Below are 15,507 nucleotides of genomic sequence, written 5' to 3'. Positions count from 1 at the left end.
AAGCGAATATAACAGGAGATGAGCAGATGAATATAAACGAAAAGAAATCTTTTTCAAAAGTTTCACGGCGGAAATTAGTCGATGAAGTGTTGGAACGTCTACAAGAAAAAATCTTTTCTGGCGAGTATGAAGTTGGCGATCGCCTCCCTACAGAGCCGCAATTAATGGAAGAGTTAGGAGTAGGACGTTCAACGCTGCGAGAAAGCATAAAGATATTAGTACATGCCGGCATATTAGAAGTTCGACAAGGACAAGGTACTCGTATTGTCTCACTAAATACAACGCAAGATTCATTTGAAAAACGACTGCAAGCAGCTAATATTAATCATGTGTATGAAGCAAGAAATATGTTAGATAAAGAAGTAGCTATGTTAGCGGCACAGCGCCGAAGTGAAGAGGATCTTTTATACTTAAAAGGGCATTTGAATAAAAGAAAACATGCCCTTCAAGAAGGAAATTATGTAGCATACATAGATGCAGACATTCAGTTTCATCTAGCAATTGCAAAGGCGAGCAAAAACGAAGTTCTACTTGATTTGTATCAATCTTTCGTACCTGCCCTTCGCCACATTTTAAGCCAATTAATATTAAATACAGTGAACTATGAAGATAACTCTGAAATTCATGAAAAATTATTCCAAGCTATTTTAAAACAAAATGCCGAAGAGGCACGAACATACGTCGTTCAAAATTTGGAGCTGAAATAAGCTCCTTATATATTACACTTAAACATCAGATGATATACTCAATAACATCTGATGTTTATGAGAGGAGAAAATCAAATTGAAACATCAAGGACGAACTTATTTGTATATACTAGCACTATTTTTTGTTTCCATTAATTTACGTATCGGAATTACATCTGTTTCACCTGTATTAGAAACAATCCGACAAGACTTAAATATAAGCAATTTTTCCGTTAGCTTTTTAACAGCTATTCCTGTTTTTTGTATGGGGACATTCGCCTTACTGACTGGGAAGGTAATTAGGAAATACGGGGCAGAAAAATCAATTATGGCTTGTCTTATTTTAATTGGCTTGGCAACATGCATGAGAGCTTTTACCTTTTCCATTTCCACATTATTCGCGAGCTCTTTATTTATCGGCATTGGAATTGCACTTGCAGGTCCGTTACTATCAGGTTTTATTAAAGAAAAATTCCCTACGAAAATCGGCTTAATGATTGGCATATATTCAGTAGGTATGGGAACTGGTGCTTCTTTAAGTGCAGGGTTAACGATTCCTTTACAACATGTATTAAAAGACGATTGGAATATGGCACTCGCTTTTTGGGGTGTACTTACTATTATCGCTATTATATTTTGGTATCCGGTTATGAAACGAAAAAAGAATACGAGTACACAAGATAAAAAGAATAATAGTTTACCTTTAAGAAATAAAAAAGCATGGTTGTTCACAATCTTTTTCGGACTACAATCAGGAATCTTTTACTCCATTACGACTTGGCTTGCGCCCGCAAATCAAAATATGGGTGTCAGTAGCGAACAAGCTGGTACTCTCATAACTGTTTTTACAGTTGTTCAAATGATATGCAGCTTTTTAATTCCAACATTAGCGGATATTTATAAAAACCGAGCACTTTGGTTATTAGGGAGTATATGCTTCGTACTCGTAGGTCTATCGCTTATGATTTACCCACTAACTACACCATGGATTCCTTCTATTTTACTAGGTATCGGACTCGGCGGCGTATTCCCACTCGCTCTCATGCTACCGCTATATGAAACAAAAACTTCAGAAGATGCGAGTGCATGGACCGCTATGATGCAGTCAGGAGGATATATTATGGGCGGATTCATTCCTGTCCTAGTAGGAATCGCTCGTGACTATTTTGATGGTTATACGCAAATTTTTATTATAATGGCACTTTTAAACTTAATTTTGTTCATTTTAACTTTAGTCATGAACAAAAAGAAAGTAGAAGCAAAAGATCTTATAGCTTAAATAAAAAGAATGAGCTTTTTCCTAAAGGATCAAGCTCATTCTTTTTACTTCTACTACTTGAAAACAAAAAAATCCCCTTAAAGCATACGCTTCAAGGGGTGAGCCTGTTTTTTATTTAATTATATACGTACAGCTGTACCACTTACAGCAACCATTAACATTCCATCGCGAACAACTTCATAATCTACGTCAATACCAACGATAGCGTTCGCACCTTTTTGTTTTGCAAGTTCTTTCATTTCATCCATCGCGATATCACGAGCTTCTTTTAGCTTGCTTTCATAAGAACCAGCACGGCCACCGACAACATCACGAACGGAAGCGAATAAATCACGAACAATATTTGCACCCATAATAGCTTCACCATTTACAATATCAATATACTCAATAATTTCTTTACCTTGGATTCCAGACGTTGTTGTTACAATCATGACTGACACTCTCCTAATAACTTATAGTTTTTTGATTAGCTTTCTTATGTCTTTATTATGACATGAAAAAAGTAACGAATCTATTCAATTACCTTACATGAATGTGACAGTTTTGTAAGAATGAAGCGCTTTAATATCGGGATACACAAATGATTCTCTATTTTCTTTCCAGTCCTTTTCTACTTCTTTAAAGGTTGGTCGCCCTAATTCTTCATTGTTTTCATGTTTACTAAACCATTTCTTCACATACTTCTCTCCATTTTTATTTTGAACCGTACAAAGGAAACTATTACTACTATCCTTTAATATTTTTACAATCACGAAAAGACACCTCTTCCCTTTTCAATAAAGTGAAACTTTAATCAGTGGGGGTTTTGTTCATCCCCCACTGATTATTAGTTGAACCAATCGGGCTTTTACGGGCAGCCCGACCCCCACCTAACTTCTTTGCTTTCGCTGAATTTTGAGGTGGGGGTCTTACTGCCCACAAATAGCGGGATAACAGAATAGAACTTGATCTTTTACTATAAGCCCTTCCTCTCTTATATTCATACGACTCCTCGGCCGCGCCAAAGTTGTAAGATCAAAAAATGATATATGAAGTACATACTATTTAAAGTAATCAGAGTTATAAGCATTATGTTTATCAAATATTTTATAGATTTCTAACTTATCATCTAATTTTGCATCTACTAAAATTAATATATTTCCATCGTAAATGTATTCTTCATATTTCTTAGCATGTTCTTCGGGAATTCCTAATCCGATAAATGCTCCTATTAAACTTCCAGCTCCTCCGCCAATACCGGCTCCTCCAATAGCTGCTGCGATAGGTCCCGCTGCTACGATTGGACCCATTCCAGAAACAGCAAGTATACCAAGACCTGTTAATAAACCACCGAGTCCGCCTGCTACTCCTCCTGCCACAAACCCTGTCGCTGAAAAGATATCCGCTTTATGTGCCGTTTCACTATTCACTTTTTCACCCGATTTTTCTTCCAGATGTTCAATTTCCTTTTGATCCTTCGCAATAGCTGAAATGTTACCCGCCGAGTATCCTTTATCTTTTAATTCATTAATAACGAATGCCGCATCATCAATTGTTCTAAAAATACCTACTATTTTTCTATCTACATCCATAACTATTAACCTCCTAAAGTTTTATATAATGTATCTTTATCTTTCTTCATTTCTGTATACACTAACCTTCTTATTAACATAACCATTTACGAAAAAAGCGAATAGTAAAAGCATTACAAGCGAACTACTTAACAAGTAAATTAAATCAAATGTAATATCAACCATCATTTCATTCATGTATACCAGACTCCTTTTTATTTAAAGTAAAATTATATTTTGATAGACTAATCTACTAAACATAGAAATCTTACAATTCATCTTCAGTCAATCTCTTTGTAGTATATGTATACCCTTCGTAACCCTTTCTAAACCTAAAAAACTATAATTATATTTTTTCTTATTTATATGTTTAACATTTTTTAAAACGGGTATGTTTATATTGTTATGCTTACTATACAGAAAGGAATATTTCGATGAATGCAATCCAATCTACTACTATTCTTTATAATGAAACACCTACAATAACGCAGATTCATCATTTTTATGCTTTAATGACAACATTTCAAACTAATCTATTTATAAGTAAACACGGAACACTTACTTCTATTAAAAGCTTAAGCACATTAATATCCTTTTTCCTTACTGTAAAAAAGAGAGAGCTTGTATTATTTATCTTTGAAGGAATAGATGCAAAAAAAGCTTTAAGCACACTCTTTCCTTCTTAAAAGTTTTATTATCCCCCGATTCCCTCGATTGTTACTTTTCATATATGTTTTTATATTTCAAAATGATTTCCTCTATTCAAAACGAGACCCCCTAATACAATAGGGGGATTTCTAGTTTGGCCTTATGAAAACTGATATAATATATATTACGTTTTTCATTCTTTACAATAGAAAACTTTTAATAATCTTGAAGGTAGGAATTTTTAATGAAATCGAAAGCAAAATTTAGTATTCGCTACAAAATTATGGCTGGTTATTTAGTTATGATTTTGTTCTTACTTATTTCTTTCATTATGTTAAACAATGAGATTTCCAATTTACAAAAATCTCGTAATTTTATTATTGATCACGATTTTAAAGTTCTTAATTTAACGAATCAAGTGGAGAAAGAATTGCTAACAATTGAAAATAAAGCGAAAGGATTTATTACTTCTAATAACGCAAATTACGTGCAATCCCTTAACACTGCGGAAAAGGATTACGAAAAACATTATCAAGATCTTTTGGCTCTATTAGAGGATAACCCCTCTCAGCAAGAAAAATTAAAACAGATTAACGAAAATATTAATAGTTGGATTAATAAAGAGATTCATCCATTAATTACAAATCATAATAGTAATAACATACAAGCAATCGACACGACTCAAATTCAGTCATTACAATCGCAGCTAACTAACTTCCGTGGTGTAGAGGAGCAACTAACGAAAAAAAGAGCTGCACAATTAGATACTGAAAATAATAAATTAGAGATTTGGTTATACAGTTTATTGTTCTTACTTTCTTGTATTTCTATTATCATTTCACTCTATATTTCGAATTCCATTACAAAAACGATTAAAAACGTAATTCAAGCTATTAAATCCATTTCTTCTAAAGAAAAAATTACTGAAAGAATTCATGTAAACACGCGGGATGAAATAAAAGAGCTTGCTCATACAACGAACCACCTACTAGACGAAATATCTAAAAGAGAGTGGTTACAAACCGAGCTTGCAGAATTAATTTTAATGTATCAAGGTGTACCTTCTATTGAGATGTTAGGTAAAAAAATTCTTAGTGGAATTATACAAAAAACGCAAACCTCTTGCGGTGCATTCTATGTACGTGAAGAAGTTGAAGAAACTGTCTACTATGTGAAGAAAGCTTCTTTCGCCGATCAAGGTTCTGATATTGGAAAACAATCCATTAAAATGGGTGAAGGTTTAATTGGGCAATGTGCTTTAGAAAAACAAAGCTTTATTCTTCGAGAAATACCAGAAGAATTTCGTTATGTCACTAGCGGTTTATTAGAAATACGCCCTCAAAACCTACTAGTCATCCCTATCTTATTTGAAGATGAAGTGATCGCAGTAATGGAGTTAGTAAGTGTAACTGAGATTTCAGACTTACATCAAGATTTAATTCAACAAACCGTTGATAACCTAGGTCTAACAATCCATAGTATTATGGGACGTATGCGAATTCAAACGCTTTTACATGAATCACAAGCAATGACGGAGGAGTTACAAGTTCAATCAGAAGAATTGCAAACGCAAGCTGAAGAACTACAAATGCAAGCCGAAGAATTACGAACAACGAATGAACAACTAGAGTCTAGAACTGAAGAGGCTGAACAAAAGACAACTGATTTAGAAATTACTAAATCAGAATTAGAAGAAAAAGCAAGCGAAATATTACGTAGTTCAAAATACAAATCAGAATTCCTAGCAAATATGTCCCATGAATTACGAACACCGTTAAATAGTATTTTACTATTATCTGAAATGTTAAGAGAAAATCATGATAACCATTTATCCGATGATGAAATTGAATTAGCAACCGTCATTCATTCATCAGGAAAAGATTTACTTACTCTAATTAATGACATACTAGATTTATCTAAAGTAGAAGCCGGAAAACTAGACGTCATTTTTGAAGCAACGAACATAAGTGACATGGCAGCAAATATGCAGCAACACTTTTTACATATTGCTGCACAAAAAAATGTCGAACTTACTATTGCAGACAGTGATATTATTCCTGATTTATTTTATACAGATGCAAAACGGATTGAACAAATTATTAAAAACTTATTATCCAATGCATTTAAATTCACGGAAAAAGGATCCGTCTCTTTACATTTCGATTCGATAGAAACAACCAATTTGAGTCATGATATGCAGTCTATAAGTAAAGATTGGATGACAATTTCAGTAAAAGATACTGGTATTGGTATCGCTACAGAACAGCATCAACTCATTTTCGAAGCCTTTCAACAGGCAGATGGCGCAACGATTCGGAAATATGGTGGTACAGGCTTAGGATTATCTATCTGTAAAGAGTTTGCTAGATTATTAGGCGGTTGGATTACGTTAGAGAGTAATTTAGGAGAAGGCAGTACTTTCACAGTATATATTCCTAACCTTCCAAATGGGCTAAATGATATACAGTTATCCAATTTAGAAGTCGCAGCAACGATAGAAGATGTTATTCCTGCTGAAGTTATTGAGGAAACTATAGTTACTCCAGAAACAAATAACGTCTTCCAAGAGAAAACTATTTTAATTGTCGATGATGATCATCGAAATATATTTGCATTACAAAATGCATTAGAAAAACAACATGCCAACATTATTACTGCACAAAACGGCATAGAGTGTTTAGAAATACTAAAAAGCAATACAAATATTGACCTTATCTTAATGGATATTATGATGCCAAATATGGACGGTTATGAAACGATGGAACATATCCGAATGAATTTAGGGTTACATGAAATACCTATTATCGCATTAACTGCTAAAGCAATGCCAAATGATAAAGAAAAATGTTTATCTGCTGGCGCTTCAGATTATATAAGTAAACCATTAAATTTACATCAACTCTATTCGGTAATGAGTGTATGGTTAATAAAATAAGTGAGGTTTAGTTTAAGTGGAAAATAAGTATTATAATTTTGATCCATCCGTAGATATGGATAAGCGTACGAACTTAGAAATTGAATTACTATTGGAAGCGGTATTTAAACTGTCAGGATTTGATTTTCGCCAATATGCTCGCACATCTATTTATAGAAGAATTTGTAATAGAATGCAGCTCTCTAATATCCCTACCATTTCAAAATTAATTGAAAAAGTAATTCATGAGGAAGGGTTTTTAGAACAGTTATTAAATGATTTCTCCATTAATGTAACTGAAATGTTCCGTAACCCTACTTTTTTTAAAGCGTTAAGAGAGCATGTTATTCCTGAATTAAAAAAGTATCCTGAAATTAGAATTTGGCATGCTGGATGCGCAACTGGTGAAGAAGTGTTATCAATGTCCATCTTACTTCACGAAGAAGGATTAAGTGAAAAAGCTGTTATTTACGCAACAGATATGAATACAAATGTGTTAGAAAAAGCAAAACAAGGCATCCTTCCGTTAAATAAAATGCAAACTTATACGAAAAACTATTTACAAGCTGGTGGTACACAAGCATTTTCTAACTATTATTCAACAGATAATCGTTTTGCTTATTTTAATCCATCCCTTTTACAAAACATTATTTTTGCACAGCATAATTTAGTAACCGATCAATCTTTTAACGAATTTCATATTATACTTTGCCGTAACGTTTTAATTTACTTTACGAGTAAACTTCAAAACCAAGTACAGCAACTATTTTATGAAAGTTTAGGACACAATGGGTTCCTATGTTTAGGAAATAAAGAAACTCTTCGTTTTTCAGATATAATGCCGCATTATATCCAATTTAATCCTAACGAACAAATCTATCAAAAAATACAATAAAAAGCGTATGAAATCATATCATCTGATTGTGTTTTCTTCTGTTCTTCCTTATAAAACCCTTCTATCTCTCCTTCTAAATCTCCCCATTTTCTTTCTGTAAAAGTACGCAACTTCTCTTCAGACTCAAATTCATCATTTGCAATTGATTCAAGAACACCATCTGTAAACAATAATATTTGAGCGTTTTTCTCAAAAGGTATGACTGTCTTCTCGACTTTTATTTCATCAAAAAATCCTACCGCACAACTCCCACGATCTAGTTCAATTATATTCTCTTCATCAACTAAAACGTATCCCGAAGGATGTCCTGCATTTACATATTCAATTGTTCTATTTTCTGTATTAACTACTAAGTATATTGCTGTAAAATAATATGGAATATTGTCATTCTCATTATGTAAAAGAGTCATATATTTATTTAAGTCTTTAATGACGAGTTCTGGATCGATTAAACATTTAATCGTTTCACGTAATACAGACGAAATAAACATACAAACTAATGAAGCAGATACACCATGTCCCATCACATCTAATAATATAATACCGTAGCGGTTTTCATCGATTTTATACCAATAATACATATCTCCAGCTAGTTTGAATGAAGGTAAGTAACTTGCTTCAATTTTTATATGATCTTCTCTTAATGGGCTACTTAATAAGTTTCTTTGTACTTGTGTAGCTAAATCTAATTCATTACGAAGATTTTCCTCTTGTTCTTTATGCCAATTTAATTCCGATTTCAAGCGTAATGCCACACGCATACGGGCTAACAATTCAACTTTATTTATAGGTTTCGTAATATAATCCATTGCACCTATATCAAGCGCTTCAGCTAATTTATTCGCATCTTCTAAAGCTGTTACAAAAATAATAGGAATATCTTTAAACTTCTCCTCGTTTTGTAATCGCCTACAAACTTCAAGTCCATCAATCTCAGGCATCATGATATCTAATAGTATTAAATCAATTTCATTATGCCTGGAAGAATCTTTTCCAAAATGGATGTATTCGAAAAGCTCTTGTGCAGAATTAAGCGATACAAGATCCTGATATCCGGCTTGTTTTAAAATTTTTTCAATTACAAAGATGTTAACCGGATTATCATCGACAATTAAAATGGACACAAGTTATTTCCCCTTTTCTTATTTAAAATGTAAATCTATTATCATTTTCTATTTTTCTAGTATTACATACTCAGTTATAAAATAAAAATTTCCTACTCATACGTATCTATACAGCAAAAGAACAAACCCCCTAGAAATGAGAGTTTGTTCTTTCACTCTATAAATTTCCACTATTAATTTAACACCATCGCTTTGTCATTTAAAAGACGATCTAATTCTTCCATATGATTTGTTTCATCTGCAATCATATCTTCTAACTTTACAACTAACTCTGTCATATTTAATTTCGCTGCCTGTTCTTTTCTCGTTTCATAACGCTTAATTGTTTCATATTCTGATTGTCTAGCGTATTCTAACATTTCTCTAACATCTTTTACTTGTTTCACTGGTAAAGGGATCGTAGTAGGTGTACCACCTAGCGTCTTAATTTTCTCCGCTAAATATAGGGCATGTCCTTGTTCATCACTAATTTCAGATTCAAAGAAAGGTTTTAACACTTGTCTATATATACCAGAAACTGTAGCTGCATTATGGTTGTACATAATAATTGCCGAGTATTCTCCTGCTAAATCTTCATTCAATCCTTCGATTAGTTCTTTCACATCGTGTGACATTTTTATATCTCCTCCTATACTTAATAACTACCCCCTTTTCTCATGTTTTAAACATAATTATTTAAAATTTTTATGTATCTAAAAACGCTGCTTGCTTCAATTTACTTATCGCTTGTCTTTTAATACGAGAAACGTGCATTTGTGAAATACCTAACCGCTCTCCTGTATCCTTTTGATTTAAATTTTCTCCAAATATATAATGAATAACACTCTTTTCCGTATCATTTAATACGTTAAAAATATCATCTAAAACGAGACGTCTTTCTGTCTGTTCATATCCTTGCTCTACTTCACCTACAGATTCAATTCTCGCTACCGAACTTCCATCAGATGAATTTTCAACTACATCATCTAAGGAAGATACTTGATAATTATTTTTAGCATCCATAATTTCTAGAACTTCCTCTTCGGATAGTCCTAAATGATTCGCAATCTCTATAATCTTCGGTGAACGTTGTAGGTGATCTGTTAGCTCCTCTATCGCAAGTTTAATTTTCCCGCCTAAATCTTTAATTCGCCTTGGAACATGAACGCCCCAAGTTTTATCACGTAAATACTTCTTTATTTCCCCTACTATCGTAGGTATTGCAAACGGTTCAAAAGCATTCCCTATCGAATAATCATACCTTCTTATTGCGCCTAAGAGCCCTAACATCCCTACTTGTATAATATCCTCATGCATTGGCCCACCTTTTGAATAGCGATATGCAATGGAATATACGAGATTTTTATAGTGATTAACCAACCTTTCCTGCGCTTCATCACATTGGTTTTGTTGGAATTCTGCAATTAGTTTAATAACGTCTTCTTTAGTAAGATTTGTAGGTTGAGATTGGATTTCCATCATTCTCCACCTGCTCTCTTTGTATATATTTTGTCATTAAAACTGTCATGCCCTCATCATGCATAATTTGTATATCATCCATTAACGTATTTATTAAATATAAACCTAAACCATTTTCCGGCAAATGTTCTACTGGTTTATTAATATCATACGGACCAACTTTACTTTTTAAGGTGCTAAAATCAAAGCTAACCCCATTATCCGCAACCATAATTTCTAATCGATTTTCATATAGACCAAAGACAATTGTAATTTCTCCAACGTCTTCTTTATATGCATGTTGTACAATATTTGTACATGCTTCACTAATAGCAATTTTCATATCTTCTATATCGTCATAAGCAAAGCCCATTCGATTCGCAACACCAGCCATTGTTAAACGAATAATAGCCACATATTCTGCCTTTGCAGGAATTTTCATTTCTATCTTTTCAAATTTCTCCATCATCCCTAGTCACCTTCTTTCTACTTTTTCAAAATCTGAATTCAAATTTAATATTTCTGTTAGTCCTGTAATATCGAATAATCTTTTTAACCTTTTAGATACACCAATAAACTCTAGTTTTCCATCATTTTTCTTAATTGCTTTTAATAGCGCTATAAAAACGCCTAAACCTGTACTATCCATATAATCTACCTTATTAAAATCTACTACTATATAAACCTCTTTCTCACTTGCAATAGGCATTACCTTATTTTTTAAATCTGATGCCGTATACGCATCAATCTCACCATTAAGTTGTACTGTATAACCTAAATCATTTTGCAAAATATTTATTGCCAAATTCATCATTTCCGCCCCCTTATCTCAAACTACTACTATTTAATTACCCATAAAAATTAGTTTTAAACATATTTTTTCATTTTAATTATAAATAAATTTTCTACACCTTTCTCAGCTTAACACTAAAAAAAATACTACCAAATGTTTAAACCTTATAAATTTGTGTATGTATAATGTATAAACATTATTTTTAGGGGGATCTATCTATGGAAGAGCACAGCTTTAAAAAGGGAGATTTTGTTCAATTTTCTTATCGACACGATCATGCTACAAAATTAATTGGTTCCATTATTAACATACTAACGAATACAATTGTAGTTGATATAGGTAATAGCGAGGACTTATCTCATATAGAACCGAGGCAGGTCGTAAGAATAAATAATTGTAAAAAAGTAACGATAGCTTAATATGTAATCTCAATCAGTGGGGCCATCCTCACTGATTCCTATGTAAAATACATAAAAAAGCATCCAAATTATTTTAATTGGATGCTTTTTTATGTATTTTTATCAGTTCATTAACATTATAGCTATATATAATCATCCTCACTTATTCCTATGTAAAATACATAAAAAAGCATCCAAATTATTGATGCTTTTTTATGTATTTTTATCAGTTCATTAACATTATAGCTATATATAATAAACTTAAGATTACTATTCATTATCATACTTACGCTTTCCTTAGCATTCTAGAAAAGAATGTAACGATTAAAATAAAGACGATTGCACCTAATAAAGCTGGAAGAATAAAGATGCCTCCCCATTCAGGACCCCAATGACCAAATAACGCACTACCTACCCAAGATCCGATTAATCCCGCAATAACATTACCAACTATACCTAAAGGAAAGTCTTTTCCTGTAATCATTCCAGCTAACATACCAATAAGTCCACCTACAATACACGTAATAATAAGTCCCACAATTAGACCTCCTATATTATTTTTATAATGGATTTATCAAGCTTTGGCGTTTAACCAAAGCTTGATAAACATGTATTATTCTTTGTTATCCAATCCATCACTTATCTTTTGTTTCACTTTTCCGACTTTTTCTTTTACAGTTCCCTTCGTCTTCTCCCACTTCCCTTCATTTTTCAACTCTCTATCTTCTGTAACTTCACCAATTCCTTCTTTTACTTGTCCCTTTTTCTTTTCAACTTTACCAGTAATTTGTTCTTTTAGCCCGCTCTCACTCATATTTCCAATCTCCTTTTCGTAATAGATTTGTAGATTTAAAGAGTATGAATTTAAATAGAATACGTGCATCTTCTTTCTTGTAACCATTCTCCGACTCTTTCTAAATCCTTAACGAATAATAAGATTTTCCCTTCATCCAGTTTTTCTTCATAAAAGTTAGCTTCTTCCTCATTAAGTCCTAACTCTTGCATCTTATTTCTTAACTGATCTCCCGTTTTTTGAAAGACATTAATAATACTTGTCCCAAGTCCCTCTTCTTTTATTCCAATTGTATTCACGTCTGCATTGTCTGCGATTCTATCTGTCCTTTCTTTCTCATGTGTTAATACGTAAATATCTTTTTGGTCGATTCCTTTCTTCACTAGATCATTCGCCGCATTCATGACCTCTTTCTCCGTAATAAATTCATATACAAAAGGTTTACTATACTTCGTTTCCATCTTTAACTTCCTCCTCTAAAATGAATTATTTGTTATATTATATGTAATACACCCATTTTCGAAATGTTAAACATAAAATATGAAAAAAATTATGTGAATTTTGATTTTGATAGAGAATGAACCGCATATTTTTCATATATACGCTTCATATTATTCATACGAACATCATTAAAACTAGTAAACATGTCTCCCTATGATTTACAAAATTATCTCCTTACAATAAATACCTAAAATAACAGAAAATTGTTATAATTAAGCGTAAGGAGGGATACTATGAAAAAAATCATATCTATATGCGCTCTAACCGCTCTATCTTTCACTTTAATAGGTTGTACAAGCACTTCTACTACAAATAATACTCCAACAACTAAGCAAGAAAATACGAAAAATACCATTCAATTAAACTCTGCAGACATTACCAACATTGAGATGCTTAGAACAACAAGTAATACTAGTTCCAAATCTCAAACAGATAACGAGGAAATGATAAAATCTATCGTTTCGGCAGTTCAAAGCGGAACTCCTAAAGCAATCACATTAGATCAAAAAAAGAGAGAAGCTGCACATTCTACTATTACCGTTACATATAAAGATGACGCAAAAGAAGAGTTTCTTGTATGGGTTGATAATAAGGAGAAAATTACGATTGCTAAAGATGAGAAGAAAGATAAAGTAGAAGCTGTGACGGTGAATATTAAAGGCGCTAAGATAATGAAGGATTTTTTTAAAAATGATAAAACGTAAAAGGATCCCCATCAACTTAAGAATTCAAAATTAGCACAAAATTTTGTTCAGAAACACTATAAAATTCCAGCCTAATAGGTCAGTGGCGAGACCGTATATTATTAAACTTAAAATGTTTCAAATCGAAGGAAGACACCTTATAAGGTGTCTTTTCTTTATTTTCAAAAGGACCTGCTCCATTCATAAATACATAAAGTAAATTGAATCCGTTAAAACACATGAGTGAACCTTTGTCTTCCCCCTCCTATCTAAAGGAGGAACTGTTATGGGCTTTGGTGGTAGTTGTGGCGGCTGTCGCTTCGCTGGAGGATTTGCTTTATTAGTTGTATTGTTTATTTTATTAATCATCGTTGGAGCTGCTTGCTTCTGCTAAAAAACTATCGGAAAAGATCCCCGTGCTAAACAAAAAATAAAATAAGCTGCCCATATGGACAGCTTATTTACATAATTATCGTTCTCGGAAGTAAAGTTTTAAAAGTAATTTATCCATAGTGATATTAAAATTACTACTAACAGGGGGAGCACCACATTGCCATCAACCTAAGCTTTTGAGATACCCCCCATAACGAAATTTTCACCTTTTTACAGTTATTTATGAGAATTCAGCTCATTTTTTCGTTTTGGTGAACAATCAATTTCTTAAGTTGATGGGTATGTGATAATGCTTCCATTTGAACAAATTTTCCTTTTCCATACCGATCACACACCTTTTGTAGAGTAATAGTATCAGCATATCCCAGTTTAAGAGGTTACTTACAAAATATTTAGAATTTTTTTGCGAGAATCCTCCGAAATGTAATACGGACTTTAAATATTTTCATTTATAATTCTCTATTTGTCTATACTTTTCATACCGCTGTTGTATAAGCTCTTCCGAGGATAATAGTATCAATTTTTTTAGAGATGATTCGATTACAGATTCAATCACTTTTGCCTGTGATTTTATATCATTTTGTGCTCCACCTTTAATTTCAGGAATGATTTCATCAATAATTCCTAAATGTTTTAAATCTTTTGCTGAAATTTTCATATGTTCAGCAGCTTCTGGAGCATACTTAGCATCCTTCCATAGGATAGATGCTGCTCCTTCTGGCGAAATTACCGAGTACCATGAATACTCTAACATATGGATATGGTTACCGACACTAATGCCAAGAGCTCCACCACTTGATGCCTCTCCAATTACAATACAAACAATTGGCACTTTAAGTGTAGCCATTTCAAATAGATTTCGAGCTATCGCTTCAGAAATTCCACGTTCTTCAGACCCTTTCCCTGGATAGGCGCCTATTGTATCAATAAATGTAATAATAGGGCGATTAAATTTATCAGCTTGTTTCATAAGTCTTAGCGCTTTTCTATAACCTTCTGGATGTGCCATTCCAAAATTTCTTTCTATATTTTCCTTTGTATTTCTACCTCTTTGATGACCAATAACCGTAACGGGCATCCCTTTAAATTTTGCAATACCACCTATCATTGCTTTATCATCACCATATAATCGATCACCATGAAGTTCGAGAAAGTTTGTAAACAATAAAGGTATATAGTCTAATGTCGTGGGCCGGTTACGTAGCCTTGCAATTTGAACTCGTTGAAAAGGTGTAATATTAGAATAAATTTTATCTTGCATTTTATTTAAACGTTTTTCTAATACATGAATTTCTGGCGATAAATCTACATTATTTTCTTTCATAATTTTCTTTAATTCATCAAATTTCTCTTTTAATTCAATAATAGGACGTTCAAAATCCAAACTCATTTTACCCTCCAAATGTTATGATT

General features: G+C 32.7%; 21 protein-coding genes. 8 read left to right on the top strand and 13 right to left on the bottom strand.

What is annotated here, in order from left to right; genetic code table 11:
* Positions 1 to 26: 26 nt before the first annotated feature.
* Both DN408_RS03330 and DN408_RS03325 read left to right on the top strand, forming a co-directional pair.
* Positions 27 to 707, top strand: coding sequence for a FadR/GntR family transcriptional regulator (locus DN408_RS03330; protein WP_078178462.1), 681 nt, complete (start codon positions 27 to 29; stop codon positions 705 to 707).
* Positions 708 to 783: 76 nt separating this feature from the next.
* A complete protein-coding gene (locus DN408_RS03325; RefSeq protein WP_078178461.1) occupies positions 784 to 1,965 on the top strand; it encodes an MFS transporter in 1,182 nt (393 codons plus the stop codon).
* 119 nt (positions 1,966 to 2,084) lie between these two features.
* Here the strand turns inward: DN408_RS03325 and DN408_RS03320 are convergent, their stop codons facing one another.
* The 4 genes from DN408_RS03320 to DN408_RS31290 all read right to left on the bottom strand — a co-directional run bounded on the left by DN408_RS03320 (position 2,085) and on the right by DN408_RS31290 (position 3,713).
* Positions 2,085 to 2,396: a YbjQ family protein gene (locus DN408_RS03320; protein WP_000637510.1), complete on the bottom strand. Its 312-nt coding sequence runs from the start codon at positions 2,394 to 2,396 to the stop codon at positions 2,085 to 2,087.
* Between the two features lie 93 nt (positions 2,397 to 2,489).
* Entirely contained in the window at positions 2,490 to 2,717 is a 228-nt protein-coding gene (locus DN408_RS03315) for a DUF4028 family protein (RefSeq protein WP_078178460.1), read from the bottom strand.
* Between the two features lie 288 nt (positions 2,718 to 3,005).
* Entirely contained in the window at positions 3,006 to 3,536 is a 531-nt protein-coding gene (locus DN408_RS03310; RefSeq protein WP_078178459.1) for a general stress protein, read from the bottom strand.
* 36 nt (positions 3,537 to 3,572) lie between these two features.
* A complete protein-coding gene (locus DN408_RS31290) occupies positions 3,573 to 3,713 on the bottom strand; it encodes a hypothetical protein (RefSeq protein ID WP_002186518.1) in 141 nt (46 codons plus the stop codon).
* A gap of 236 nt (positions 3,714 to 3,949) precedes the next feature.
* Between DN408_RS31290 and DN408_RS03305 the strand changes: the two genes are divergently transcribed.
* From DN408_RS03305 to DN408_RS03295, 3 genes are all read left to right on the top strand, one after another.
* Positions 3,950 to 4,201, top strand: coding sequence for a hypothetical protein (locus tag DN408_RS03305; protein WP_002011075.1), 252 nt, complete (start codon positions 3,950 to 3,952; stop codon positions 4,199 to 4,201).
* A 206-nt stretch (positions 4,202 to 4,407) separates the two neighbouring features.
* Positions 4,408 to 7,098, top strand: a complete 2,691-nt coding sequence (locus DN408_RS03300; RefSeq protein WP_147739954.1) for a response regulator — start codon at positions 4,408 to 4,410, stop codon at positions 7,096 to 7,098.
* Between the two features lie 16 nt (positions 7,099 to 7,114).
* Positions 7,115 to 7,972 carry a CheR family methyltransferase gene (locus DN408_RS03295; RefSeq protein WP_002168988.1) on the top strand — a complete coding sequence of 286 codons (858 nt, stop codon included), beginning with the start codon at positions 7,115 to 7,117 and terminating at the stop codon, positions 7,970 to 7,972.
* Here the strand turns inward: DN408_RS03295 and DN408_RS03290 are convergent.
* The 5 genes from DN408_RS03290 to rsbV form a co-directional block, all read right to left on the bottom strand.
* Entirely contained in the window at positions 7,957 to 9,096 is a 1,140-nt protein-coding gene (locus tag DN408_RS03290; protein WP_147739953.1) for a fused response regulator/phosphatase, read from the bottom strand. The two genes, DN408_RS03295 and DN408_RS03290, sit on opposite strands and share 16 nt — an antisense overlap.
* A 173-nt stretch (positions 9,097 to 9,269) precedes the next feature.
* A complete protein-coding gene (locus DN408_RS03285; protein ID WP_002186521.1) occupies positions 9,270 to 9,710 on the bottom strand; it encodes a ferritin-like domain-containing protein in 441 nt (146 codons plus the stop codon).
* Positions 9,711 to 9,780: 70 nt separating this feature from the next.
* A complete protein-coding gene (gene sigB / locus DN408_RS03280) occupies positions 9,781 to 10,557 on the bottom strand; it encodes an RNA polymerase sigma factor SigB (RefSeq protein WP_002188580.1) in 777 nt (258 codons plus the stop codon).
* The gene (rsbW, locus tag DN408_RS03275) at positions 10,520 to 11,002 is read right to left on the bottom strand and encodes an anti-sigma B factor RsbW (protein ID WP_063217526.1); all 483 of its coding nucleotides are present in this window, start codon (positions 11,000 to 11,002) and stop codon (positions 10,520 to 10,522) included. Before rsbW ends, sigB begins: the two co-directional genes overlap by 38 nt.
* A 6-nt stretch (positions 11,003 to 11,008) precedes the next feature.
* A complete protein-coding gene (rsbV, locus tag DN408_RS03270; RefSeq protein WP_002011067.1) occupies positions 11,009 to 11,347 on the bottom strand; it encodes an anti sigma b factor antagonist RsbV in 339 nt (112 codons plus the stop codon).
* A gap of 197 nt (positions 11,348 to 11,544) precedes the next feature.
* Here rsbV and DN408_RS03265 point away from each other — a divergent pair, with 197 nt between their 5' ends.
* Positions 11,545 to 11,745: a methyltransferase gene (locus DN408_RS03265; RefSeq protein WP_002140674.1), complete on the top strand. Its 201-nt coding sequence runs from the start codon at positions 11,545 to 11,547 to the stop codon at positions 11,743 to 11,745.
* Between the two features lie 265 nt (positions 11,746 to 12,010).
* Here DN408_RS03265 and DN408_RS03260 read toward each other — a convergent pair whose 3' ends face one another.
* From DN408_RS03260 to DN408_RS03250, 3 genes are all read right to left on the bottom strand, one after another.
* Positions 12,011 to 12,262, bottom strand: a complete 252-nt coding sequence (locus tag DN408_RS03260; protein WP_000522906.1) for a GlsB/YeaQ/YmgE family stress response membrane protein — start codon at positions 12,260 to 12,262, stop codon at positions 12,011 to 12,013.
* Positions 12,263 to 12,337: 75 nt separating this feature from the next.
* Positions 12,338 to 12,538, bottom strand: coding sequence for a CsbD family protein (locus tag DN408_RS03255; protein WP_000004264.1), 201 nt, complete (start codon positions 12,536 to 12,538; stop codon positions 12,338 to 12,340).
* A gap of 50 nt (positions 12,539 to 12,588) precedes the next feature.
* A complete protein-coding gene (locus tag DN408_RS03250; protein ID WP_000448809.1) occupies positions 12,589 to 12,978 on the bottom strand; it encodes a YflT domain-containing protein in 390 nt (129 codons plus the stop codon).
* 273 nt (positions 12,979 to 13,251) lie between these two features.
* Between DN408_RS03250 and DN408_RS03245 the strand changes: the two genes are divergently transcribed.
* Together DN408_RS03245 and DN408_RS03240 are read left to right on the top strand one after the other, a co-directional pair.
* Positions 13,252 to 13,722, top strand: a complete 471-nt coding sequence (locus tag DN408_RS03245; protein WP_144512629.1) for a hypothetical protein — start codon at positions 13,252 to 13,254, stop codon at positions 13,720 to 13,722.
* A 265-nt stretch (positions 13,723 to 13,987) separates the two neighbouring features.
* A complete protein-coding gene (locus tag DN408_RS03240; RefSeq protein ID WP_078178455.1) occupies positions 13,988 to 14,095 on the top strand; it encodes a YjcZ family sporulation protein in 108 nt (35 codons plus the stop codon).
* A 444-nt stretch (positions 14,096 to 14,539) separates the two neighbouring features.
* On the opposite strand, the gene DN408_RS03235 is transcribed toward DN408_RS03240, so the two are convergent.
* A complete protein-coding gene (locus DN408_RS03235) occupies positions 14,540 to 15,484 on the bottom strand; it encodes an acetyl-CoA carboxylase carboxyltransferase subunit alpha (protein WP_000050726.1) in 945 nt (314 codons plus the stop codon).
* Between the last annotated feature and the right edge of the window lie 23 nt (positions 15,485 to 15,507).

This window comes from Bacillus sp. AR13-1 (genome assembly GCF_008042285.1).
In the GTDB taxonomy this organism is placed as follows: Bacteria; Bacillota; Bacilli; order Bacillales; family Bacillaceae_G; genus Bacillus_A; species Bacillus_A mycoides.
Note: the sequence above shows the minus strand (reverse complement) of the source record. Positions and strands in the feature narration are given on the sequence as shown.

Bases quoted from the DNA above. Each gene is read 5' to 3' on its own strand.
- DN408_RS03265 (WP_002140674.1), top strand. From the start codon at position 11,545: ATGGAAGAGCACAGCTTTAAAAAGGGAGATTTTGTTCAATTTTCTTAT.
- DN408_RS03330 (WP_078178462.1), top strand. From the start codon at position 27: ATGAATATAAACGAAAAGAAATCTTTTTCAAAAGTTTCACGGCGGAAA.
- DN408_RS03255 (WP_000004264.1), bottom strand. From the start codon at position 12,538: ATGAGTGAGAGCGGGCTAAAAGAACAAATTACTGGTAAAGTTGAAAAG.
- DN408_RS31290 (WP_002186518.1), bottom strand. From the start codon at position 3,713: ATGAATGAAATGATGGTTGATATTACATTTGATTTAATTTACTTGTTA.
- rsbW (WP_063217526.1), bottom strand. From the start codon at position 11,002: ATGATGGAGAAATTTGAAAAGATAGAAATGAAAATTCCTGCAAAGGCA.
- DN408_RS03310 (WP_078178459.1), bottom strand. From the start codon at position 3,536: ATGGATGTAGATAGAAAAATAGTAGGTATTTTTAGAACAATTGATGAT.
- DN408_RS03305 (WP_002011075.1), top strand. From the start codon at position 3,950: ATGAATGCAATCCAATCTACTACTATTCTTTATAATGAAACACCTACA.
- sigB (WP_002188580.1), bottom strand. From the start codon at position 10,557: ATGATGGAAATCCAATCTCAACCTACAAATCTTACTAAAGAAGACGTT.
- rsbV (WP_002011067.1), bottom strand. From the start codon at position 11,347: ATGATGAATTTGGCAATAAATATTTTGCAAAATGATTTAGGTTATACA.
- DN408_RS03245 (WP_144512629.1), top strand. From the start codon at position 13,252: ATGAAAAAAATCATATCTATATGCGCTCTAACCGCTCTATCTTTCACT.
- DN408_RS03320 (WP_000637510.1), bottom strand. From the start codon at position 2,396: ATGATTGTAACAACAACGTCTGGAATCCAAGGTAAAGAAATTATTGAG.
- DN408_RS03240 (WP_078178455.1), top strand. From the start codon at position 13,988: ATGGGCTTTGGTGGTAGTTGTGGCGGCTGTCGCTTCGCTGGAGGATTT.
- DN408_RS03285 (WP_002186521.1), bottom strand. From the start codon at position 9,710: ATGTCACACGATGTGAAAGAACTAATCGAAGGATTGAATGAAGATTTA.
- DN408_RS03300 (WP_147739954.1), top strand. From the start codon at position 4,408: ATGAAATCGAAAGCAAAATTTAGTATTCGCTACAAAATTATGGCTGGT.
- DN408_RS03250 (WP_000448809.1), bottom strand. From the start codon at position 12,978: ATGGAAACGAAGTATAGTAAACCTTTTGTATATGAATTTATTACGGAG.
- DN408_RS03235 (WP_000050726.1), bottom strand. From the start codon at position 15,484: ATGAGTTTGGATTTTGAACGTCCTATTATTGAATTAAAAGAGAAATTT.